This window comes from Diaphorobacter nitroreducens (genome assembly GCF_002214645.1).
GTDB lineage: Bacteria > Pseudomonadota > Gammaproteobacteria > Burkholderiales > Burkholderiaceae_C > Diaphorobacter > Diaphorobacter nitroreducens.
In genome coordinates this window covers 2,650,072-2,673,277 of the sequence record NZ_CP016278.1, presented here as the reverse complement: position 1 = coordinate 2,673,277, position 23,206 = coordinate 2,650,072, and the positions used below count along the sequence as shown (strand labels likewise).

At 61.6% G+C, this 23,206-nt stretch carries 19 protein-coding genes; 11 read left to right on the top strand and 8 right to left on the bottom strand.

Annotation, left to right across the window (positions count from 1 at the left end):
• The first annotated feature begins 178 nt into the window (after positions 1–178).
• The 11 genes from rfbB (at position 179) to BA022_RS12430 (ending at position 14,401) form a co-directional block, all read left to right on the top strand.
• Entirely contained in the window at positions 179–1,246 is a 1,068-nt protein-coding gene (gene rfbB / locus BA022_RS12480; protein WP_088887692.1) for a dTDP-glucose 4,6-dehydratase, read from the top strand.
• Positions 1,243–2,133, top strand: coding sequence for a dTDP-4-dehydrorhamnose reductase (gene rfbD / locus BA022_RS12475; RefSeq protein ID WP_088887691.1), 891 nt, complete (start codon positions 1,243–1,245; stop codon positions 2,131–2,133). Before rfbB ends, rfbD begins: the two co-directional genes overlap by 4 nt.
• Before the next feature lie 17 nt (positions 2,134–2,150).
• Positions 2,151–3,041: a glucose-1-phosphate thymidylyltransferase RfbA gene (gene rfbA / locus BA022_RS12470; RefSeq protein ID WP_088887690.1), complete on the top strand. Its 891-nt coding sequence runs from the start codon at positions 2,151–2,153 to the stop codon at positions 3,039–3,041.
• A complete protein-coding gene (rfbC, locus tag BA022_RS12465; RefSeq protein WP_088887689.1) occupies positions 3,041–3,595 on the top strand; it encodes a dTDP-4-dehydrorhamnose 3,5-epimerase in 555 nt (184 codons plus the stop codon). The genes rfbA and rfbC overlap by 1 nt, the downstream gene beginning before the upstream one ends.
• Positions 3,592–4,419 (top strand): ABC transporter permease, encoded by an 828-nt coding sequence (locus BA022_RS12460; RefSeq protein WP_088887688.1) that lies wholly within the window; start codon positions 3,592–3,594, stop codon positions 4,417–4,419. Before rfbC ends, BA022_RS12460 begins: the two co-directional genes overlap by 4 nt.
• Positions 4,409–5,818, top strand: coding sequence for an ABC transporter ATP-binding protein (locus BA022_RS12455; RefSeq protein ID WP_088887687.1), 1,410 nt, complete (start codon positions 4,409–4,411; stop codon positions 5,816–5,818). The genes BA022_RS12460 and BA022_RS12455 overlap by 11 nt, the downstream gene beginning before the upstream one ends.
• 33 nt (positions 5,819–5,851) lie before the next feature.
• Positions 5,852–8,680 carry a class I SAM-dependent methyltransferase gene (locus BA022_RS19565; RefSeq protein ID WP_187305967.1) on the top strand — a complete coding sequence of 943 codons (2,829 nt, stop codon included), beginning with the start codon at positions 5,852–5,854 and terminating at the stop codon, positions 8,678–8,680.
• 108 nt (positions 8,681–8,788) lie between these two features.
• A complete protein-coding gene (locus BA022_RS12445; protein WP_088887685.1) occupies positions 8,789–10,612 on the top strand; it encodes a DUF8201 family protein in 1,824 nt (607 codons plus the stop codon).
• Positions 10,581–11,639, top strand: coding sequence for a glycosyltransferase family 2 protein (locus tag BA022_RS12440; RefSeq protein ID WP_088887684.1), 1,059 nt, complete (start codon positions 10,581–10,583; stop codon positions 11,637–11,639). Before BA022_RS12445 ends, BA022_RS12440 begins: the two co-directional genes overlap by 32 nt.
• The gene (locus tag BA022_RS12435) at positions 11,636–11,986 is read left to right on the top strand and encodes a DMT family transporter (protein WP_088887683.1); all 351 of its coding nucleotides are present in this window, start codon (positions 11,636–11,638) and stop codon (positions 11,984–11,986) included. The genes BA022_RS12440 and BA022_RS12435 overlap by 4 nt, the downstream gene beginning before the upstream one ends.
• Positions 11,987–12,490: 504 nt before the next feature.
• The gene (locus tag BA022_RS12430; protein WP_088887682.1) at positions 12,491–14,401 is read left to right on the top strand and encodes a hypothetical protein; all 1,911 of its coding nucleotides are present in this window, start codon (positions 12,491–12,493) and stop codon (positions 14,399–14,401) included.
• A 477-nt stretch (positions 14,402–14,878) separates the two neighbouring features.
• Here the strand turns inward: BA022_RS12430 and BA022_RS12425 are convergent, their stop codons facing one another.
• The 8 genes from BA022_RS12425 to BA022_RS12395 form a co-directional block, all read right to left on the bottom strand.
• On the bottom strand, positions 14,879–16,012 hold the full coding sequence (locus BA022_RS12425) for an acyltransferase family protein (RefSeq protein ID WP_088887681.1): 1,134 nt from the start codon (positions 16,010–16,012) through the stop codon (positions 14,879–14,881).
• 41 nt (positions 16,013–16,053) lie between these two features.
• The gene (locus BA022_RS12420; RefSeq protein WP_088887680.1) at positions 16,054–18,651 is read right to left on the bottom strand and encodes a type II secretion system protein GspD; all 2,598 of its coding nucleotides are present in this window, start codon (positions 18,649–18,651) and stop codon (positions 16,054–16,056) included.
• A gap of 56 nt (positions 18,652–18,707) precedes the next feature.
• Positions 18,708–19,340, bottom strand: a complete 633-nt coding sequence (locus BA022_RS19200) for a hypothetical protein (RefSeq protein WP_148665184.1) — start codon at positions 19,338–19,340, stop codon at positions 18,708–18,710.
• Positions 19,341–19,352: 12 nt separating this feature from the next.
• Complete coding sequence (locus BA022_RS12415) at positions 19,353–20,042, bottom strand: hypothetical protein (RefSeq protein WP_148665183.1); 690 nt, start codon at positions 20,040–20,042, stop codon at positions 19,353–19,355.
• A complete protein-coding gene (locus tag BA022_RS12410; RefSeq protein WP_088887678.1) occupies positions 20,039–20,932 on the bottom strand; it encodes a PilN domain-containing protein in 894 nt (297 codons plus the stop codon). Before BA022_RS12410 ends, BA022_RS12415 begins: the two co-directional genes overlap by 4 nt.
• A 205-nt stretch (positions 20,933–21,137) precedes the next feature.
• The gene (locus tag BA022_RS12405; protein WP_088887677.1) at positions 21,138–22,157 is read right to left on the bottom strand and encodes a type II secretion system minor pseudopilin; all 1,020 of its coding nucleotides are present in this window, start codon (positions 22,155–22,157) and stop codon (positions 21,138–21,140) included.
• Between the two features lie 8 nt (positions 22,158–22,165).
• The gene (locus tag BA022_RS12400) at positions 22,166–22,762 is read right to left on the bottom strand and encodes a hypothetical protein (RefSeq protein WP_187305966.1); all 597 of its coding nucleotides are present in this window, start codon (positions 22,760–22,762) and stop codon (positions 22,166–22,168) included.
• Positions 22,763–22,782: 20 nt separating this feature from the next.
• Positions 22,783–23,133, bottom strand: coding sequence for a hypothetical protein (locus BA022_RS12395; protein WP_228403598.1), 351 nt, complete (start codon positions 23,131–23,133; stop codon positions 22,783–22,785).
• Between the last annotated feature and the right edge of the window lie 73 nt (positions 23,134–23,206).

Genomic DNA, 23,206 nt, shown 5'->3' with positions numbered 1-23,206 from the left:
TTGTGCATTGGCCTGAGTGGTGATTGTGGGCGCCCTCCAGCATGCGCATGTAGGTGCAGCACCCTAAATCCCGTCACGGGAGTTTGTTACAGGCATGTGTATGCCGATGGGATAATCCAAGGCTTTGTCCCCGCAGGCAGTCCGGTCTGCAGACGGTTCTGGCGAAGGATTTCCACCCATGATTCTGGTAACAGGCGGCGCAGGCTTCATTGGCGCCAACTTTGTGCTCGACTGGCTGGCTGTCGGTGACGAGCCGGTGGTGAACCTGGACAAGCTCACCTACGCGGGCAACCTGCACAACCTGGACAGCCTGCAGGGCGATGGCCGTCACGTGTTCGTGCAGGGCGACATCGGTGACCGTGCGCTGCTGGATCGCCTGCTGGCCGAGCACCAGCCACGCGCCGTGATCAACTTCGCCGCTGAATCCCACGTAGACCGCTCCATCCACGGCCCCGAGGACTTCATCCAGACCAACGTCGTCGGCACCTTCAGGCTTTTGGAGGCCGTGAGGCACTACTGGCAAGCGCTGCCAGCTACACAAAAAGAAGCATTCCGCTTCCTGCACGTGAGTACCGACGAAGTCTATGGCAGTCTGGCGCCGGCTGCTGCGGCCTTCACCGAAGAGCACAACTACGAGCCCAACAGCCCGTACTCCGCCAGCAAGGCGGCCAGTGACCACCTGGTACGGGCCTGGCACCACACCTACGGCCTGCCGGTACTCACCACCAACTGCAGCAACAACTACGGCCCGATGCACTTTCCGGAAAAGCTCATCCCGCTGATGATCGTCAACGCCCTGGCAGGCAAAAGCCTGCCCGTGTATGGCGACGGCATGCAGATCCGGGACTGGCTGTACGTCAAGGACCATTGCAGCGCCATCCGGCGCGTGCTGCAGGCGGGCCGGCTGGGCGAGACCTACAACGTAGGCGGCTGGAACGAAAAGCCCAACATCGACATCGTCAACACCGTGTGCGCCCTGCTGGACGAGTTGCGCCCGCGCAGCGACGGCCAGAGCTACACGACGCAGATCACCTACGTGACCGACCGCCCTGGCCACGACCGGCGCTACGCCATCGACGCGCGCAAGCTCGAGCGCGAACTGGGCTGGAAGCCCGCGGAAACCTTTGAGACCGGCATCCGCAAGACCGTGCAGTGGTACCTGGACCACCCCGAATGGGTGGCCCAGGTGCAAAGCGGTGCCTACCGCGAGTGGGTGCAAAAGCAATACGAAGGTGCTGCGGCATGAACATCCTCTTGCTGGGCAAGAGCGGCCAGGTGGGCTGGGAACTGCAGCGCAGCCTGGCCGTGCTGGGCCGGGTCACCGCGCTGGACCACGACAGCACCGAGCACTGCGGCGACTTTGCCAACCCGGAAGGCGTGCGCGAGACCGTGCGCGCCCTGCGGCCTGACGTCATCGTCAACGCCGCCGCCCACACTGCCGTGGACAAGGCCGAGAGCGAACCCGAGATTGCCCGGCTGCTCAATGCCACCACGCCCGGCGTGCTGGCAGAAGAAGCTGCGCGCCTGGGTGCCTGGCTGGTTCACTACAGCACCGACTACGTGTTCGACGGCAGCGGCACGCGGCCTTGGGTGGAAACCGATGCGCCGGCTCCGCTGTCAGTCTATGGCGCCACCAAGCTGGAGGGCGAACAGCACATCCAGCAGACGGGGTGCCACCACCTCATCCTACGCACCAGCTGGGTCTATGCCGCACGCGGCGGCAACTTTGCCAAGACCATGCTCCGCTTAGGCAGCGAGCGCGAGCGCCTCACCGTCATCGACGACCAGTGGGGTGCGCCCACGGGGGCTGACCTGCTGGCCGACGTGACGGCACATGCCGTCCGCCATCTGCAAAGCCGCCCCGGGGACGGCGGCCTGTACCACTGCGTGGCGAGCGGCGAGACGAACTGGCACTCCTATGCGAAATACGTTCTGGAGCATGCCAGGCAAGCGCAACCAGCTATTGAATTGAAGGCAACCGAGGTGGTGCCCGTGCCCACCAGCGCCTTTCCTGCGCCGGCGCGGCGCCCGCACAACTCGCGCTTGGACACCACCCGGCTGCAAACCACCTTCGGCCTGGTGCTGCCGCCTTGGCAGCAGGGCGTGGCGCGCATGCTCACCGAAATCCTCTGACCGAACCCCCCATTGCAATGACGACACCCACGCGCAAGGGCATCATCCTGGCCGGCGGCTCCGGCACCCGCCTGCACCCGGCAACGCTTGCCATCAGCAAGCAACTGCTGCCGGTGTATGACAAGCCCATGATCTACTACCCGCTGAGCACGCTGATGCTGGCGGGCATCCGCGAGATCCTCATCATCAGCACCCCGCAGGACACGCCGCGCTTTGAGCAACTGCTGGGAGACGGCAGCCAGTGGGGCCTGCAATTGCAATACGCCGTGCAGCCCAGCCCCGACGGGCTGGCCCAGGCCTTCCTGATCGGTGAAGACTTCCTGGCCGGCAGCCCCAGCGCGCTGGTGCTGGGCGACAACATCTTCTACGGCCACGACTTCCACGAACTGCTGGCCAATGCCATGGCCCGCCCGCAAGGGGCCAGCGTCTTTGCCTACCACGTGCACGATCCCGAGCGCTATGGCGTGGCCGAATTCGATGCCAGCGGCAAAGTGCTGAGCCTTGAGGAAAAACCCCAGAAGCCTAAGTCCAGCTACGCCGTCACGGGCCTGTACTTCTATGACAGCCAGGTGGTCGAACTGGCCAAGGGGCTCCAGCCCAGCCCGCGCGGCGAACTGGAAATCACCGACCTCAACCGCCTGTACCTGGAGCAAGGCCAATTGAGCGTCGAGATCATGGGCCGCGGCTACGCTTGGCTGGACACCGGCACGCACGACAGCTTGCTTGACGCGGGCCAGTTCATTGCCACGCTGGAACAGCGCCAGGGCCTGAAGATCGCCTGTCCAGAGGAGATCGCCTGGCGCCAGGGCTGGATCGACGCAGCCCAACTCGAACTACTTGCCAAGCCGCTCTCCAAGAACGGTTATGGCCAATACCTGCAACGACTGCTGAAAGAAAAGGTGTACTGATGCGCACCACCCGCCTGGCCATTCCCGATGTCGTGCTGATCGAGCCCAAAGTCTTTGGCGACACACGAGGTTTCTTCTTCGAGAGCTTTAACCAGAGGGCCTTTGACGAGGCCACCGGCACCAGCTACCAGTTCGTGCAGGACAACCACAGCCGCAGCTGCCGCGGCGTGCTACGCGGTCTCCATTACCAGATCCAGAAGCCCCAGGGCAAGCTGGTGCGCGTGGTGCGCGGCGCGGTATGGGACGTGGCGGTGGACATCCGCAAAACCTCACCCACTTTCGGCCAGTGGGTGGGTGCTGAACTGAGCGAAGACAACCAACACCAGCTTTGGGTGCCGCCGGGCTTCGCGCATGGCTTCGTCGTGCTCAGCGAGACGGCCGATTTCCTCTACAAAACCACGGACTACTACGCACCCCAGCATGAGCGTTGCATCGCCTGGGACGATAAGACTCTTGCCATCGGATGGCCATCCCTGGGGACGACAGCGATCCAGCTCTCTGTCAAGGATTTGGCTGGCAGTGCCCTTGCCGACGCGGAGGTCTACGATATATGAACCCTCATGCAGAGCCTTCGGCCTCTCTTCGCAGTCTGGTGTGTTCCCTCTGGAACAATCGGCAATTGATCGGGCGCATGGGATACCGGGAAATCGTGGGCCGCTATCAAGGATCAGTCATTGGCCTGCTATGGTCCGTGCTCAATCCCATCCTTATGCTGGGCATCTACACATTCGTGTTTTCGGTTGTGTTCCAGGCGCGCTGGGGTGAAGCGCAGGAGAGCCGTGGTCAGTTTGCCGTGGTTTTATTTGCAGGCTTGATCGTTCATGGCCTGTTCGCGGAAGTGCTCAATCGCGCACCCCAATTGGTTTTGGGGAATGTCAATTACGTCAAGAAAGTGGTATTTCCCTTGGAAATACTCCCCGTAGTCCAGCTGGTGGCTGCTGCGTTTCATGCATTCATCAGCGTGCTTGTGCTGCTAGGGGCGCAATGGATCGTCAATGGGGCGGTGCCCGCGACGGCGCTGCTTTTGCCGCTGGTGGCATTCCCGTTATTGATGCTGACGCTGGGCTGCGCCTGGGGGCTGGCCTCCGTGGGTGTTTTTGTCCGTGATGTTGGGCAGCTAGTCGTTTTTGCCACGACGGTTCTGCTTTTTCTTTCACCGGTTTTTTTCCCGGTGCATGCATTGCCGCCCATGATTCAGCCCTGGATGCAATTGAATCCACTTTCGTTCTTCATAGAGCAGGTTCGCGCAGTGCTGGTATGGGGGAACGTCCCCAATTGGTCAACCCTCGCGTTGTTTTACCTCATGTCGCTGGGTATCGCGTGGATGGGTTTTGCCTGGTTTCAAAAAACGCGTAAGGGATTTGCTGATGTCTTATGAAGTGCATTCATTATCGGATGTTGCCATCCGCGTGAAGGATCTGCATAAATGCTTCCAGATATACGCCACACCCGCTCAGCGTCTCAAGCAATTCATAATACCGCGCCTGTATCGCGCGCTGGGATTGCGGGGAGATAATTATTTCCGCGAATTTTTGGCGCTCCGAAATGTATCCTTTGATGTTCGCAAGGGTCAGACGGTAGGCATTATCGGTCGGAACGGATCAGGTAAATCCACCTTGCTGCAGATGATCTGCGGCACCTTACATCCAACCCATGGAAGCATCGAAGTGCAGGGGCGTGTAGCCGCGCTGCTGGAACTTGGGTCTGGCTTCAATCCTGAGTTCACCGGGCGGGAAAACGTTTTTTTCAATGCCAGTGTGCTGGGTCAAAGTGAGGAGAAAACGCGGCAGCGGTTTGCCGAAATCGAGGCATTCGCCGATATCGGTGAATTTATCGACCAGCCTGTCAAAACATATTCCAGCGGAATGATGGTGCGGCTTGCCTTCGCCGTCATTGCGCACGTTGACGCAGATATTCTGATCATTGACGAAGCGCTGGCCGTGGGCGATGCATTTTTTACCCAGAAATGCATGCGATTCCTGCGCAACTTTATGCGGCATGGTACGGTTCTTTTTGTCAGTCACGACACCGCCGCCGTCAAAGGCTTGTGCAGCCATGTTATCTGGCTGGATTCTGGCGCTATTCGTGAAACGGGCGCTCCCAAAGATATATGCGAGCACTATCTGCAGGCCTATTACGAGGCCCAGCAGACGCAATATGCGTCGGGCGAGGATCGTGGGGCTGCTCCTGGCGCATTGGAAGGTTTGCCCGAGGTGCCCGCGCAGAACCGCCGCTCGCGCATGGATCAGCGCCTGCCCTACCTGAATGCCAGCAATCTGCGAAACGACTTGCAGCTCTTCACTTTTTCTCCTGACGCTCCCTCATTCGGCCTTGGTGGAAGCCGGGTGTTGCGCGTGGACCTTTGCGATGAACAGGGACGTCCCCTTGCGTGGGCCGTCGGGGGGGAATACGTGGCGCTTGAGGTCGAGGCGCAGGCGCTGCAGGATCTCCTGCGGCCCATTATTGGATTCGTCGTCAAAGATCGTTTGGGGCAGGCCCTGTTTGGTGACAACACGTTCCTGACCTATGAACAACAGCCGCCAGCCTGTCCTGCGGGCGACCTTCTACGTGCCAGGTTCGAGTTCCAGATGCCGCGGCTACCTGTCGGCGATTACAGCATCACGATCGCCATCGCCGAAGGCACGCAGCACGAGCATGTCCAGCACCAATGGATATTCGACGCGATCACCTTCCGCTCCGAATCCACCAGCGTCGCCGCTGGCTTGGTGGGCATACCGATGACCCGCATTTCACTGGAAACGGCAAAGCTTGTTTAACCAGCATTCGCACAGAACCTTTAGATGAATTTCATGAATCCGGCTTCCTTCATGGAGCCCCGCCATCTCTGCGCCCCGGCTCCCTGGGCGGGGCATATACCGTTTGCGTTCTGGCTGATCCCAGTGTTGCAGCCGCAGACCTTTGTCGAGTTGGGCGCGTACTCGGGTATCTCTTATCTGGCGTTCTGCCAATCCATACGGCACCACCAACTGGCCACGCGCGCGTTCGCCGTGGATACATGGGAAGGAGATGCTCACGCCGGCGTGTATGACAACAGCATCTATGAAGGTTTGAGGAAAGCCCATGACCCTCAGTATTCGGAGTTTTCCTCGCTTTTGCGCATGACATTCGACGATGCGCTGCCGCGCTTTGCCGATGGCAGCGTGGATCTGCTGCACATTGACGGCCTGCATACCTACGAGGCAGTGCGGCACGACTTCGAGACATGGTTGCCCAAGATGTCCTCCCGGGGCGTTGTGCTGTTTCATGACACAGCCGTTTACCGGGACGACTTTGGCGTGCACCAATTGTGGGCGGAGATTGCGCCACGCTACCCCTCGTTCGAATTCGCCCACAGCAATGGACTGGGTGTGTTGCTGGTGGGGGCGCAGCAGCCGCCCGAGTTGCTGGCGATGTGCGAGAACCTTGCAGGGCAGGACGAAATCCGGCATTTTTTTGCTGCGCTGGGAGGGCGTTTTGAGCGCCAGGTGGAGATCCTTTCGCTTGAAACCACCTTGCGTGATGCCCATGAACGTGAAGTGGCGCTGACCCAGGCGGGTGAACTGCGGCATCAGTGGATCGAACAGCAAGACCAGACCATCCTGGATCTGCAGCGCCGGCTGGAGCAGGCGGCGCAACACATCGAGCAGCAAGACCAGACCGTTCTGGACCAGCAACGTCGGCTGGAGCAGGCGGCGCAACACATCGAGCAGCAAGACCAGACCGTTCTGGATCAGCAATGCCGGCTGGAGCGGGCGCGAGAAACCATAGAGCAGCTCAACGCTCAACAGGCCGCCACCCACCAGCAACTCACGGCGGCGCAGCAAACTCTCCAGCAGGTGTATGGCTCACGCAGTTGGCGAGCCACTGCGGGCCTGCGGGCAGCCGGGCGTTTGGCGCGCAGGCTGGGAGGCACGCGCGCTGTGGCTTGGACCCGCCGCGTGCGCAATGCCATGCGCTATGCCATGCGCGGCGATTTGCAGGGGGCAATTGCGCGAGCCAGGGTTTTGCGCCAGGAGGCGATACGCAGCCGTGCGGCGGCCTCAGGCGAAGGCGCCGTGCGGCGGGTGGGCGTCATGGCAACACCGCACACGATGTTCGTTGCACACCTCATTGCAAATGCGCTGGAAAAAGCGGACATGCATGTCGAGATATGCGATCAGCCTCCCACGCAGTTTCCGCTGGACACCTATGTGGTCATCTGCCCGCAGATGTTCACGCATCTCCCGCCCGGCGAAAAACGCATTGCATTTCAGATGGAGCAATCGGTGAGTTCGCGCTGGTTCACGCCCGAATACCTGAAATTGCTTGAAAACTCGCTCGCTGTCCTCGACTACGCGCAGACGAACCTCGCCTTCCTGGAAGGCAAAGGCATAGCCTATCCCCACACTTATCTCGTTCCGATTGGTGGCCTGTCTGACTATGGAGGCTACCTTGCTGCCCATGGACAACAAATGCCGGGCTGCGACGAGCCTTGTGACGTTCTGTTCTATGGCGATGTGAACGCGCCGCGCCGAAAGGCCATGCTGCAGGCCCTGCGGGAACGCTTCAACCTGCGGGTGGAAGGCGATCTCTTCGGGCCGGCTCTGCGCAGGGCCGTCGCCAGCGCACGCGTGGTGGTCAATCTGCACTACTATGAAGGGGCGCTGCTGGAAACCACGCGTATCTATGAATGTCTGTCGCTCGGGGTTCCTGTGGTGTCGGAAAGCAGCGCCGACATGGAAGAGCATGCACGCTTGGCTGATGCCGTGCATTTTTTCCCCGTGGGCGATACGCGGGCCATGATGAGCGCAATCGCAGAGATCCTCGACCAGACCGGCAACGCCGAGCAGTTCGCGCTGCGTCAAGCGGCGATAGCCCAGGCAGTCGAAGCCAGCGAGCAGCATTTCCTTTTTATGTTGTACCGGGCGCTCTATGCGCTGCGCATCATGGACCACGGCGCCTGGGAGCGCCTCACCCAGCCCATGGCCTTGAGTGGACGCCAGTTGGCGCTCAGCTTGCCCGAGACGCCGATACGGCGTTCGGCCTTCCTGCAGGCAAGGCCCGCAGGCGTGGAGGTGTTCGATGGAATCCGGCAAACTCCTGGATGGATCGGCTGCGCCCTCAGCTACAAATATCTGGGACAGAAAGCGTTACAGGCCGGGTGGCCACGACTGGAGTTGATGGAGGACGACGTCCTATTTCCTCCTGATTACTCGCGTCGCAGGAGCCTGGTGGATGCCCACCTGGCCGAACGCGAAGGCCAGTGGGACGTATTTGCAGGCCTCATCGCCATCGTGCATCCGGACACCAGGATATTGCGGGTTGAACGCCGCGACGACATGGTATTCGTCACCCTGGACCGAATGATCAGCATGGTGCACAACATTTACGCTCCTGCTGCGCTGCAGATGCTGGCGCAGTGGAATCCCGCCAACGTCGACCCGCACACCAACACCATTGACAGGCACCTGCAAAATTGCGGACATTTGCGCGTCATCACCACCTTGCCTTTCCTGGTGGGGCACCACGAAGAATTGCATTCCTCGTTATGGGGGGTGCAAAACAGCCATTACAGCGAGCTGATTGCACGCGCCGAAGCGCAACTGGCCGCCAAAGTACAGGCCTTCGAGAGTGAGGCCCTGGGTGAAGCGCGCGGCTGAACCGCGCAGGCAGAATCGGGTGCACGACAATTCTGCGCGGCCCCGCCGCAACCGCGCTCACTCAGCCTGCGCCATCTTGTATGGCCTACGGCTGCACCTGTTTTTGACATGAACCCATCCTACTTTCTTGCATTCCTGTATGCCTGCACAGCCATCGTGGCGGCCCAGGGCATGGGCATGGCCCTGTACGGCATGGGAGTGGGCAACACACGGGAGCGGGAGGGGACGCCATTGCGCATTCCCCCCCTGCTGCAGCTTTTTTTTGCGCAGGCCCTGGGGTGGGGGGCAGGGATCGGTTTGCTGGCTGTTTTGGCGGTGGCGCACATCATGGTGCCGGCCACCGTTGCGCTGACGTGGGCTGCGGCAGCCATGGCCGGATACATATGGTGCGCCAGACGGGGGTGGGGTATGTCATGCGCCAAGTCGAAGGGGCAGCGTCGACGCTGGCAAGAAAGTTTGCTGCTAGCCGCCGCGTTTTGTCTGTTGATGCTCAAGGCCAGCCATGCCCCCGGCTATTGGGATGACGCCTCCTACCACCTGCCGATGGCGCGCTTGTTCATGCGGCACCATGGCCTGGCGGTGGATGAATATCTGCGCTTCCCCTATTTCCCGGCCAACATGCAACTGCTCATGGCGGCAGGGCTGCAACTGTCTGGCCCGGTGCTGGCGCAGATGCTGGCTACGCTGCCGGTGTTCGTCACCCTCATAGGGCTGATGGGCTGCGCTCAATGGATGCTGGGCTCTGCGGTGTGGGGTGTATTTGCGTCGCTGGCCTATGCCACAACCCAGCCGGTACTGGAAACCCTGGGCTTTGCCTATGTGGACTACGGACTGGCAATGTTCTGTCTGGCGGCCCTGCTGGCCGCCGCTGTCTGGTACGAGCGGGGGGACGTTGGGGACAAGCGGTGGCTGCTGCTGGCCGCAGTCTTTGCGGGCGTGGCAGGTGGCATCAAATTCGCGGGACTAGTGTTTGCCGCCATGCTGGGCTTGGCTATCCTGGTGCTGGCGCGCAGGCTGCGCCCCGCGCTATGGTTTGGCGCGGTGTGCGCTGCCATCGCCGGGGGCTGGTACCTGCGCAGCTATTGGTTCAGCGGAGACCCCATTCACCCTGCGGGCGGGGCGATCTTCGGCTATCACCTCTGGAACGCCGAAGACCTGATCAGCCAATACATGGAACAAGGCCGGCATGGTCTGGAAAAGACGTGGACCCGCTTTTTCGATGCCTTCGCTCATGCGAAGGCGCGAATAGTCTGGCTGGGCCTTGCTTCAGTTTTGTTCTTGCGCGTCTTGCCGCGGGCCATGGTGCTGCTGTGGGCCGTGCTGGTCATGTACTGCCTCTTTTGGTTTTATGTGACGCAGGTCAGCCGGTATCTGGTGCTGGTGCTCCCGGTTGCCTGTCTTCTCGCCGTGGCAACGTTGAACCGCGTGTGGCGCGCCACCGAGTTGGGCACCGACATGCCGCAAGCACTGAAGCGCGCCCTGGGGTCTGTTGCGGCCTGGGTGGCTCTTGCCATACCAGGGGGGATGTTGCTGACCCAATGGTTTGCAGCGCCGCCGTTTCAGGCGCAATTGGCCTCTCAGCCTGCCCATGTGCTCGCCAGCAAAGCCAATGCCATGGCGCCGCAATATGGCACGCGTCTGCTGAACATCGGGTTTGAGAATGCCGCCTTCTACTACCATGGGCAATTCATGGGCGATTGGTTTGGCAAGGCGCGCTTTCCAGCCTTCACGTACTTTCGCAACCATCGCTGGTACATGCGGCCCGCGTCAGAGGTAAGCCAAAGCATGCGCGAGCGTGGCGTGGCGCTGCTGCTGGTGCACCGCGGGGAGTTCGACTTCGATCCGGCCGAATACGCCCGTTACTTTGATCTTCTTCTCGCCTCTGGCCCGGGATACCTTTATGCCGTCAAACCAGACATCACCGAGCAGTGACGCGCGTGCGTCAGCACGCATCGCCGTCATCATCCCCAGCTACAAGGTAACCCGCCACATTCTGGGCGTGATCGCGGCCATTGGCCCCCATGCAGATGCCATCTACGTGGTGGATGACAGTTGCCCAGATGGCTCGGGCCGTTATGTGCAGCAGCATTGCACTGATCCTCGGGTGCGCGTCCTTTTCAATCCGGTCAACCTGGGGGTGGGTGGGGCGGTCATGGCCGGCTATGCCCAAGCCATCGCGGACGGCATGGACGTGCTGGTCAAAATCGACGGCGATGGTCAGATGGACCCCGCCTTGATGGACGACTTCACCCTGCCCATTCTCCATGGGGAGGCCGACTACACCAAGGGCAACCGCTTCTTCGACTTGGAAGACGTTCGTGCCATGCCGCGCGTGCGCATCTTTGGCAACGCGGTGCTGTCGTTCATGTCCAAAATCTCCACGGGATACTGGCAGATCTTTGACCCCACCAATGGCTACACTGCCTTGCACGCGGCGGTGGCCAGCCGGTTGCCGTTCGACAAGATCAGCCGGCGCTACTTTTTTGAAACCGACATGCTTTTCAGGCTGAACACTGTGGGTGCGGTCGTGCTCGACGTACCCATGCAGGCGCGCTATGCCGACGAAGTGAGCGGCTTGCGCATCCGCAAGATCGTCGGTGAATTCTTGGTCAAACATCTGCGCAACGGCGTCAAGCGGGTGTTCTACAGCCATTACCTGCGCAACATGTCCATCGCCTCGCTGGCGCTACCGCTGGGGCTGGTCATGCTGGGCGCTGCGTGCGTATATGGCGGCTATCACTGGGTGCACTCGGCCCAGGCGGGGGTGGCCACGCCGGCCGGCACCGTGGTTCTGTCGGCCGCGCTGTTAATGGGGGGGCTGCAGTTCCTGCTGGCCTTCTTCGCGGTGGACATGGCCTCCGTGCCGGTCCGGCCGCTGCATCTCACCGCCAGCGTGCGCCGCCAGCGGGGCGTGCTGCAACAGCAGCAGGATCCGCAAGCTGGGAGGGCCCAGCCATGAGCCTCGCAGGACTGGCCGCCATTATCGGGACCGTGTTCATGCTGGCCGTGGGGCAGGTGCTCTTCAAGTTCGCCGCGGGCGGACTCGATATTGCGGGCAAGGGCTTGGTGGGCGCCGTGTTGCTCAACAAATGGCTCATCGTGGCGCTGGTGGTGTACTTTGCCGCCACAGTGCTGTGGCTGGCCGTTTTGCGCAAGACCCCCTTGAACGTGGCCTATCCCTTCGTAGCACTGGCCTTCGTCTTCGTGCCGCTGCTGGGGCATTGGTGGCTGGGCGAACCGCTGCGCCTGCAGTCGCTTTACGGGGCCGCTCTCATCGGCGCGGGGGTATGGGTGTCTGTGCGCTAGGGCTTGGCGCGCGATGGGCCGCCGGTGCCTGCGGCCACGCCGAATTCCCGAATGTGCTGAATCCTTAAGTGGGTGCATCCCAGCTTTTATAGGAGCCCAGCGCTGGGCTCACTCTGTGCCACCCCTCATCGCCCCGGCTCTAAAAACAGCCGTTGGCACGTCAGTTAGGTGCTCGTAGACCTCAGCCGGTACATGTTATCAAAAGTGTGCATGGTTGGCAGATGGGGGTGTGTTGCGCACCCCCTGGGCAATCTGGGCCAGCGGCTGGCCCGCATGCCAAAGCGTGGCGTAAAAGTAACAATGTCCTTGTTGTTTGAGGTGAGTCCTGCAAAAAGATGCCCCTGGCACCGCCATAAGTCTTCCTATAATGGCTGGCCGAACGACACTTCGCTACGCATCTCCCAGATGTCTGCCAAATGTCTTCCGGGTTTCAGGCTAGCTGGGGAGTGCTTTGGCAAGAACCCGAAAGCTGAACTAGTTCCAACTTTTTTTAGAGGTTTTTTCATGAAACTTACCAAAGTGGCTTTTGCTGTCGCCAGTGCCTTGGCTGTCGTCGCCGGCTCGGCTCACGCCGGGCAGATCGACGCGTCGTCCACCACGCTGGCCACCGAAGTGATTTATGCAAACACCCAAGTGGTGCGCGCGCCCAGCAAGTCCTACACCTTCGCCGGTGCCGTGGACGCTCGTAACAACGAACAGCGTCTGCAACTGCAGTGGAAGCTGAGCGGAACCACTCTGCAATGGGCACTGGGGCAGGCTGCTGGTGGCGACGTGAACTTTGGTGCCGATGGTCAGACTCTGGTGTCTTTGCCTGCAGCGCAGACGCTGCTGCGCGTGAGCGGTACTGACGGCGCCAACGCAGCTATTGGCTGGAACGGTGTTGCCATTGGCGCTTTGACAGGCTTCCAAGTTCAAGCTTTCTTGGCTGACGCGCAGACTCTGGTTTTCAACATCACGATTCCGCAAAGCGCAACGAACCTGATCAATAACGCCGTGTTCACGATCAACGGCAGCGACTTCGCTGGCGCCGCCACTCCGGCGAACGTTGGTGTGACCAACGTGGCAGCTGTGGCTGGCCAAACCGCTTGCGTCGCTCCCTCGACCTCCACCGACATCGAGTTCAAGCACTACACCACGCACAACGGTAATCGCGACCTGATGACTGGTGTCGTTTCTGACTCCGAGCATCTGCGTCCGGCCGCTTCCAACGTGGGTCGCTACCTGAACTTCACGCAAAACCTGCGTTTCAATTTCACCAGCGGCGTGCAGTCGCAAGTGGATGCTGCGAATCTGCGCACCCTGTTCGTGCGCACGGCCGCAGAAACTGCTGACTATGCTGCTGCAGTAGCTACGTTGGGTGTTCCTGCCACTCGTCTGCATCGTATCGCTACCGCCATTGATCTGAGCAAGGTCGCAGCGGGTCTGGATCTGAATTACACCAATCAGTATGGCCTGGCAAGCGGTGCCGCCGGTGACTTCTTGGCTGCTGACTTCGCTGTTGGCTCCGCTGGTATCTTGAACACTGGTGTGATTGAAACCGTTGCTGCGGCTGCTGCTCCCGGTCCGCTCGTGATCCGCGTGGCTTCGCCTCTGGGTGCCGCAGGGGTGGCTCCTGGCTCCACCGTGGCGCTGTTGACTGCGGGTGACGCGGCGATCCCAGGCACTGTGACTGCGTTTGACGCGAATGGCGTGGCTACCATCACGCTGACGTCGGCTGCGGATATCGTTGCTGCTACGACGGGCGCGGGTGCCAAGCTGTACTACGTGGTCAACGGCGTGGGCCAGATCCCCCAGAACGCTCAATTCAACGTGACCGCTTCGCTGAACAAGAATACCGCTGGTGATCTGCGCGAGCAGAACAATGTTTGCGCTGCCGATCTGGCCGGCGTGGGTGGCGGCATCAAGATCGACGTGCGTAACTACGCCACGTACGCTAAATTTGGTGACACCGGCGCTTCCACGACCGTGCGTTTGATCAACAACAGCGAAACCCAGGCAGCCGACGTGTTTGCACAGATCATCTATGCAGACGGCACGTACGGTGCATGGGGTAAGCTGGCCGACCTGAAGCCGCGTGAAGTGGTGAACCTGACCAACAAGCAGATCGAAGCTCTGCTGGTCAACGCTGCCGCTGCGACCAACCCCTTCGGCAATGGTGCAACCCAGTACGCTTCCACGGGTGGCAGCGCAGTGGTCGGTAACATCAAGGCTGGCATGAGCGACCGTCTGCGTATCGTGTCCAATTCTGGTACCACGCTGCGTGTGCAGAGCTACATGGTGGTTGGCAACTCTGTGATCGACACTTCCAACGCGCAAGGCGTCGATTTCGAATCTACGACCAACAACCGCGTACCGACGACTGCTATCGACGCACAGCCTGTGTCGCAAGACGCTATCAACGGTCTGAGCCGTTAATTCGCAGTTTTTAGCTGTGATGCAAAAAGGGAGCTTCGGCTCCCTTTTTTCATTCTGCACTGCACCAGGGGGCCGCATAGGCAGGTCCCCTTCAACATCGCATGTGAATCCGGTATGTGCCTCGCGGGTCGAGAGTTTGCTAACGCGCTTTCTGGATGCTGCGGGCACGCAGTGATGGGGATGAATCAGTCGGAATCTGGGATTTGTGCGCAGGCGGGTTCCAAGAACTGCCACGACACAGGTCTCTCTATGAAGGGGCGGTGCTTCCTGCAGATTTGCCTGCGCAGCGTGGGTGTTGTTATTCCATTGCTCAATCACTTGTGACTTTGATGCGTTGGTGGCTTCGCTTTCACGCACTCGATGGATTGACTGAGAATTGGAAGGTCAGTGAACCCGCTCCAAAGGCAGGTCGAGATCCTGCAGGCGTCTCGCCAGCTAAGGAGGACGGCGGCGTGGATGGCGTGTTGTGCGCAGTGGTCAGGCCGAGGGCATGGCACCGGAGAGTGCTCGCATCCTGCGGCGCGCGTAGCCGCGGCGCAGGGGCAACTCCAGCAGGTGATAGCTGGCGGCTGCCAGAGTTACCGTGGCCAGCGCGCCCAGGAGCATGGCGGCTGGCAGCGTCACGCCGTACCTGCCGGCCTGGTATTCGGCGATTCTGAATACGGGGTAATGCCACAGATACAGTCCGTAGGACCATTGGCCTATGCGCACCAGCGGGGGCCAGGAGAGCAGGGCGGCGCAGGCTTGGCGGGGAGCCAGCACCAGGCAGCGTATCAGCCAGGCCGTGAGCAGGGCCACCATGAAGTATCCCACTAGGAACATCGCCGGCTGCCGCCACGACAGCACATGCATACAGCCCAGCAGCAGTGCCGTGGCTGCATAAGCGTCCCACGGGTGGCGCACGCCGTCTGCCGCCTGGCGGCTTTGGTCACCGGTAGCGGGCTGGGCGTGGATGAATATCCGCCCGGGGTGCGAGCGTAAGAGTGCCTGTGCCAGCAGGCAGCCCGTCAACAAGGCCATGGCACGCGTGTCCAGCCCGTTGTACAGGCGCGATGGCGTGGCGCCAGCCAGATGGAGGCCCGCCATCCAGGCCGCGCTGCACAGGGTGCCTGCCAGGGCCCAGCCCGCCACGGTGGCCGGGGCTGCGCGCCAGCGTGCAAACATAGCCATGGCCACGGCCCACAGCAGGTAGAACTGTTCCTCTATGCCCAGGGACCACGTGTGCCCCAGGTAATCCGGTGCATGCCATTCCCATGCCCTGGCCCAGTGGGCCATGGCCAGTGCCACCACGGCCACGTCCGTAGGCCAGACGCCGGCAACCGCCGGCGGCAGCCAATTGGTCAAGGCCGCGCAGCCGGCATAGGCCAGCAACAGTAGCAGCAGCGCGGGCTGCAGGCGCACCACTCGCCGCATGAAAAACGCCCATAGCGCAATACGGCCTGTGGTCTGAATTTCCAGGCTCAATTGGGCGGTGATCAGAAAGCCGCTCAGGACGAAGAAGACATCCACCCCCAGGAATCCGCCCTGGGCCCCCGGCCACTGGGCATGGAACAGCATGACCGCGATGACGGCCAGCGCGCGCAGGCCGTCCAGTGCGGGCCAATAGTGCATGGGTTTGCGCTTGAGTTCTGCGCCTGCTGCGTGCTTCTGCCTCAGCGCCTGCGGGTGGCGTTCAAGATTTCTTCGATCAGCTTGGGGTCTTCCACGAGGGTCGACCCCGCGGGAACGGCGGTTCCGCCGATGTTCCGCGGTGCGGGCTTGCCGGTCACGGGCGTGCCGGCTGCGGCGTTGGCGGGCTGGGCGTTACCGGGCGGTTGCGGCGCATTGGCCTCCGTGGGGGCGCCGGATGGGGCCGGATTGTCGGCCACGGGGGCTTGCTGCCGGTCGCTCAGGTTGATCATGCGTTCCCCAGGTGCAAGGGATGACTCGGGCGCGACGGAGCTGGTATCCATGTCGTCGGCAGGCGCTTCCTGTGGCGCGTCGGCAGGGCTGGCTGGTGCGTCTGCCGTAGGCGTTACGGCGGTTGGCCCGGTAGGTGGGACTGGTGTGGCGGGTGCAGGCTGGGCTGCGGTCTTTTGTCCACGAGCCGCTTCGCTGGCGGCTTCCATGCCGGCCTTGCGCTGGTTCGCGGCGATGCGTGCGTCGCGGCTGGCCTTGACCCGCTGGCGCACACTGTCCGCCCAGGCGCCCAGGGTGTCCTGGTAGGAGTCGGTGGCCGCCTGCGCGTCTTCGACGTCGTTCAGCACGTAGGGGGTGATCAGCATGACCAGTTCCGTGCGCGTGCGCGACTTGGTCGCAGACTTGAACAGGGAGCCCAGGACCGGAATGTCCTTGAGTAGCGGAACGCCGCTGTCGCTCTGGGTGTTGGTTTCGGAAATGAGGCCGCCCAGCATTACGGTGGCACCGTCGCGCAGGCTGAGCTTGGTTTCGACCGAGCGTTTGCGGATCGTGGGCGAGGTGGTCACGCCCGTGGTCGTGGTTTCGGCGCTGCTCACTTCCTGGCTGACCTCTAGGTCGATACGGTCGCCGGCATGGATCACGGGGCGCACGCGCAGAAGCACGCCCGTGTTGCGGTATTGGATCGTCTGGGGTACCACGGTGCTGTTGTTGCCTATGATGGCGCTCCCCGTGGTCACGGCCTGGCTGGAAACCGTGGGCACGTCTTGCCCCACGCTGATGTTGGCGGCCTCACCATTGCGGGTCACGACCTTGGGGTTGGAGATCACGCGCGAATCGCTGTTACTTGCCAGGGCGTTGATGGCCAGCTGGCGCAGCGGATTGCCCCCCAGCAGCGCGTTGACCGCAAGCCCCGAGCCGCTGGCATTGAGGTCGTAGGTGGTACCGCTGAGCCTGACGGCCTGCGCCCCCGATCCGAGTTGCTGCAGTTTCCAGCTGAAACCAAGGTTGCTGTCATCGTTCAGTGCCACCTCCGCCACCAGCACGTCGATCAGCGCCGACTTGACCGGTCGGTCCAGCTCGGACAGCAGGGTCAGCCACTGGCGGTAGTCTTCCTGACTGCCGCCCTGGAAGATAAGCGAATTGGTGGCGCCATTGACTACTACTCGCCGTTGCTGTCGGTTGCCAAGGGCCGGTGCAGCCGCTGCAGTCGTTCCCGCGGCGCCGGCAGGCACGGCCCCGGCTTGTTGTGATGGTGTGGCATTGGCACCGCTGATCAACTCGTTCAGCGCTTTCGCGAGGTCTTGCGCATCCGAATGCTTGACAGGGTAGGTGAAGAATGCGCTTCCGGCCTGGGCAACATTTAGTTGGTCCAGGTCGCGCACCCAGTCGAGTATGTGTTTCAGGACCTGTGGCGAGCCGGCAAACGCGATGACACTGTTGACCGGCGGCAGTGCGATCAGGGTCACCGGGTCGCCCGTCCCCTGATTGCCCACGTTGTAGCCCTCGGCCTTCAGCACTTCGCCCAAACGGCGCACGAATTCCTCGGCGCTCCAGAACCTGGGAACGATGCGGCTGCTGTGCTGACCGCGCAGCATGGGCTGGTCGAAGACCTGCACCAGTTCCAGAGCGATCTGCACGTCGTCCGGCTGGCCGCTGAGCAGTAGGCCGCCGGAGTTGTCGGCTTCTACCTTGACCTTGTCGCCCAGGATGCTCTTCAGCGGCGCGAGAAGGCTTTGGGGGCGCACCGCCTCGGTTTCGATGTATTGGAAGATAGGCCGCAGGGGCTGGGGCACCGTGGGCTGGGCACGCCCCCGCCGCACCAGGGGCAGGGTGCTGGCGATGCTGGTGCTGGGCACGATGCGCAGCACGCCCCCGAAGTCCTGGACTGCGATGCCGTAGCTTTTGAGCAGTTGTGCGGATAGTTCGGTCAGCCGGGCGCCGCTGATGGGCTTGGGTGTGCGGAAGGTGATGAGGTCCGTGCGCGCATTGACCGCAGCATCCACGGAGTAATTCAATTGCAGAATGCCACCATAAATCGCCTGGATGAACGCCGGCAGCGACATTTGTTCGACGGACACGGTGAGGTCGCCCGCTTCCTCGCTGGGCTGGGTCTTCGGTTGGGTCGGGCGCAGGTTGCCGGTAATGGGCGGCGGGGGCTTGGGGCCTGCGCTGATTTGGGTTGCGCGGGGCTGCGCCTGTGGCTGGTTACCGATCGTGCCCGAGGTGCGGCCGTCTGCAATGCTGTCAAAAATGATGGGGTTGGGTGCCTTGGGGGGGGGCACGGAGCACGCGGTCAACGCCAGGCAAGCCAATGCTATGACATGCGGGTTGGTGCGGATGTGTGACTTCATGAACAATGCTTGCGTAAAACGAGGGTGGAGGCCGGCGTTGACAGCGGAGCTGTCTTTCAACGGCGTGGCTTCGCGGTTTTCTGGGGACCGGAAGACGGCTGTTTGGATGCGGACTGGTCTTCCGGCCAAATGGAAACGCCGACAATTCTTTTGTCTGGCGTGATCACACCGATGGCATTGGGCCTCACCCAAGACAATTTGCCACCTCCGGGCAGCGTGTCGCCAATCTTCAGAAAGCGCGGCTGGGGGTCTCCGTCGAATTGCACGATTATCTGTGTTTGCTCGCCCCGCTGTATCACGCCTGTGATGAACCAGTTGGGGAGAGTCAGAGGGATGGGGCGTACCTGCCAGGCCTTGCTGGCATTCGTTTCCCACATGCGTTCCACGACAGTGGCGGTCGTTGCGCCGCCGGGGATGATTTTCTCCGGTTTTGAGGTGTCGGCCGCCGGGGTCGGCGCCCCCGTGCTTCCCGCTTGGAGTGGGGCGGCGGAAGTGTCTGCTATGGGACGCGGACGGGGTGTTTGCGGGCCATTGACTGCCGTGGGGCCGGTTGCGCCATTGGCGACAGGGGTGGGGGGCGTGACTTGGTGCGCCAGCGTGCCGGCACTGTGATTACCCCACCAGGCACCCGCGCCAAGGGCGCAGGTTATGACGAGGACTGCCAGGATCTGGTTTGCTCCGAGTTTCATGCTAAGGTCATTTCACTGAGAGGCCTTGCCTGCGGAGGCGCCTGGCAGGTCCACCATGCCTTCGGCTTGGCGCAGTGCGGCGCTTTTGTAGGTTGTTGCAGCCTGCTGGTCTAGACCGTATGTCTTTACGACGATTTCTGCCCTGCCTCCGCGCACGGTGAAACGGTCGATCTTGCGCAGGACGGGACCGTCTTCGATCCCCTGCAGCAATGCGACGAGATGTTTGCCGGGCGGTGTGGCGATACGTACGCTGGTGGTGAGCAGCCCCTGGAGCTCCGCAGGCCCGCTGGGTGTCCCCGTACCCGTGGATCTGCCCGCCGCGCGGCTTGCGGTCCCGCTCGAAAGCATTCCGTCTGCCGGCGACGGGCGCTGGGCGGAAGTTTCTCCCATGGCGGACACCTGGCAGGGCGCGTCCAGTCGCTTGCAGAGATCGGCCATTGTCTCCATGGCCTCTGCCCTGAAAACGCCCAACTGGGAGACTTCCGGCAGGCGGTTGAGCCATTCGAGCTGGGCTTGGGCCGCTTCTCGCGAGGCATGCTGCCAGTCAATTGCGGAGATGGCGCTTTGCTCTCTGGCGCGCAGGCGTTCCAGACGTTCGTGTTCCGGGCGGAGTTTGTCCAGGTCATCCTGCCAGTCGAGTATGACTGAGCACCCGCCTATGAGTAGGGCCAGCCAGATGAGCCGGCGCATGACAGGGGTCATGGATGGACCTTTCCGGCTGCGATGGAGCCAGCGTCGCTGCGAAGGCGCCATGCGAATTTGAAGCCCGTGCCGCCAGCCACGTCCACGAACCGTGCGTCATAGAACCATGGGTGCGCTTCCAGCGCGCCCAGTACGGCGGTGAGGCGGGGAGAATCACCCGCGGTGGAAACCAGGGTAGCCTGTATCGTGGGCGCGCTGATTTCCAGCTCCCGTACCACCAGTCCCTGGGGGGTGAAAATACCGGCCAGTTTCTCAACAAGACTATAGGTAGTGGGCTCCGGCGACAGGGCTTGCACAGACTCTATCCATTGCAGTGTTTGGGTGCTTCGCTGCCGCGCGCGCTGCGCAGGCTCAAGCTCGGCCATCAGGCGTTCCTGGATTTCCATCCCTTTGTGGATGGCCTGTTGGTGGGCCTCTTTCTCGAAGAAGACGAGGCTGCCCCAGCAGGCAAGTGTCGCGGTGGCAGCCACGAGGCCGGCGGGCGCCAGGTGATTCCACTGGATTGCGGTACGGTGGCCTCTGGAGGGGATGAGGTTACGGCCCCAAGGGCTTTGGCCATACCGTGCAGCGGTTCCACCCGTGGGCGCAAGGGTCTGGGGCCAGCCGATGGAGTTCAGCTCGGGGTGTTGCGCGAGCCGGGCGACCCATGCTTCTTCCTGCGGAATGGCGTCGAACCACATGGAGTCCACGAGGAAGGCGCTCTTCCATAGCTGCGCTTCACCACCTGGCAGGCCGGGGGTTGTAAGCCATTGCACTCCATTGCCCAGGGGCGTGCTGTACAGGCTTTGCGGCAGAACCTTTGCCGGAGTCTTCCCTTTGTGTTTCTTGCTGAACGCCGTCTCTACGGCTGCATCCCACGTCCAGATATGCAGCCAGTTGCCTTGGCGCACTGCGCAGGAACCATGCGCGGTAAAGGGGGCATGAGCCTGCGCTTGCAATCTAGCGTAACTGGCCAGCTTGGTACGTGGCACCCCAGCACAGTCTATTCTTTGGTATGCACACAATCGCCTTGGCACAACCAATTGCGTGGATTTCAGCGTTTCCGGCAGACGTGAGGAAATGGCACGCCGAAGCAAGACATCGGCTCCATGGGGGTTATAGAGGTAAGTTTCTTGCAGCATCACTTGGCTGGGAATGGGGGGCTTGGTTGGGCCAAGGAAGAGGGGGAAGTTTACCAACCGCCGGAAGTTCCGATCCCATGACAGGATGAGTGATGCTCCAGGGGCGATCGTCGTTCTCTGGATCCAGAATCAGGGTGTAGGTCATTTTCCAGGGGCCTGTGGGGTGGCGGTGGGTAACCCTGAGTACTTTTTGGACCTGTTTGCCGCCGGCTCCACCGAAAAGTCCACCGGTTCCCAGGAGTTCATTGTTCTGGACAACACGCTCTGCCACTTTGTCGGGGTCGCCGCGTGCGGTCACGATATCTTTAATCAGCTCTTCGTTCAGCCCTGCTGCCTTGAGAACTGGACTCGGCGCCGTGGCGAGGTTGAGGCTGGCACCCAGCATTGTGGCCTCCCCGTGGACGGTCAGGCTTTGATCGCAGCCGTTGTGCTCGAACTCCTGGCGGTATGGCTTCCAGCCGTATACATCCCAGACTTCTGCTTCGGACAGCAAGGGACTGTTGCGCGGTGGCGGCAGGCCGTGTGCCGTGTAAGTGTCTCGCTCTGCGCCGTTCAAACGCTGCAGATGATCGGTATCTACATAGTCAGCCAATGCATCCACCAGATAGGAGGCCTTTTCCGCGGGCACTCCGCAACCAATCAGAAAATTGGTCAGCAGGGAGCTATCGGTCCGGTTGAGGTCAATGAGTCCGCCGCTGTCCTGAAGGGCGATCGTACTGCTGGCATCCGTTTGGTAGGGCGTATCGTCGGCCATGATCGCATTGACGCCGTCGAAGAAGTCCGCTGTCCTGGGCCGGGCTGCGGACAGCCAGTATTCTGCCCGGGCGCGGCCAGTCAGGGCGCTGCGCACGAAGCTTGTGCGTTCACGCAATTGCGCGACGCGCTCGGCCGTGGCCTTGGTAGCGTCGGCAACCAAGGCCACGACGATGGACAGCCCCGCCATGAGCCACAAGACGGCTGCGAGCGCAAATCCTTTGTTGGTCTGCTTCAGCATGGGTGGTATCAGCGGCCTGTGCCAAACGTCTGTGCCAAAGCGCTGTTGTTGGGTGCAAGGGGGCCGTCATAGGCGGCAAACCGGTAGAGCGGAGTTTTGCTGTCAAGTTCATGCAGCAGTATGGCGGAGGGCATGGGACGGGACTCGGCCATTCCCGTCGGGGGCCATTGGCGGTGCTCGTTTCCGCGGTGGTCGACGAATCGAAACTCCATGCGCCCCGGTAGCAGAACCAGCCGCTGGGGCGAGGTGCGTCTGTCGGCCGTTGGGTTGATCAAAAGCAGTTCCGTGCCGCCGCGTGGTTCGGTCGAGACTTTCAATTGCACTCGCGCAGGTCGTGCCACTCCAGGCGGTCCGCCAGGAAAGGCCAACGTAACCATGTCGATTTGCTGGTATTGCCCCGTGAATGGCCGTTCGAGTGTGGGGTCGATGACCATGTTGGCCACCATGTCGTAGAGTGCGCGTGACCTGTTCCATCGATCCAGGAAGCCGTTGCTGTGCTCCGTGCTGATGCGAAGCATCTGGGCAATCTGGTTGAACGCGCCGGACATCAGGGCGACAGTGAAACTCAGGATGACAACCGTGACCAATAGCTCAATCAGGGTCAATCCGCTCTGGTGGCGCGCACTCACGGAGCAGTCCCCGTGCCGGAGGCGCCAAAAATGCTCATGCTGCTGCCTGCCACCTGTTTATACCCCGCGAGCTGCATCTGAAAATGAACCCAAGGTTGAAGATCCTTGGCCTCTACTTTGTCGAGCTTGACATCAAGCTCATGCAACGAGACTTCGTAGCGGGAAGGCGTTCCCAGGGGGGTGGTGGTGCGCGTCATGGGGCCAACCGGTGTACTGGTCCAGGTGAGGCGGTAGCCGGACATTTTCATTTCTCCAGCCGGCGTTGCGGCGGGGTTAATGGAGCGCAGATACTCCATCGCCTCGTTTTGCGCAAGCAGGCTAGCCTCCTCGTTCTTGAGTCTGCCCATGGCGTTGACACTTTGTCCAAGCCATGTGAAGGCGACAGATGCCCCCAGACTGAGAATGACGAGCGCAGCCAGC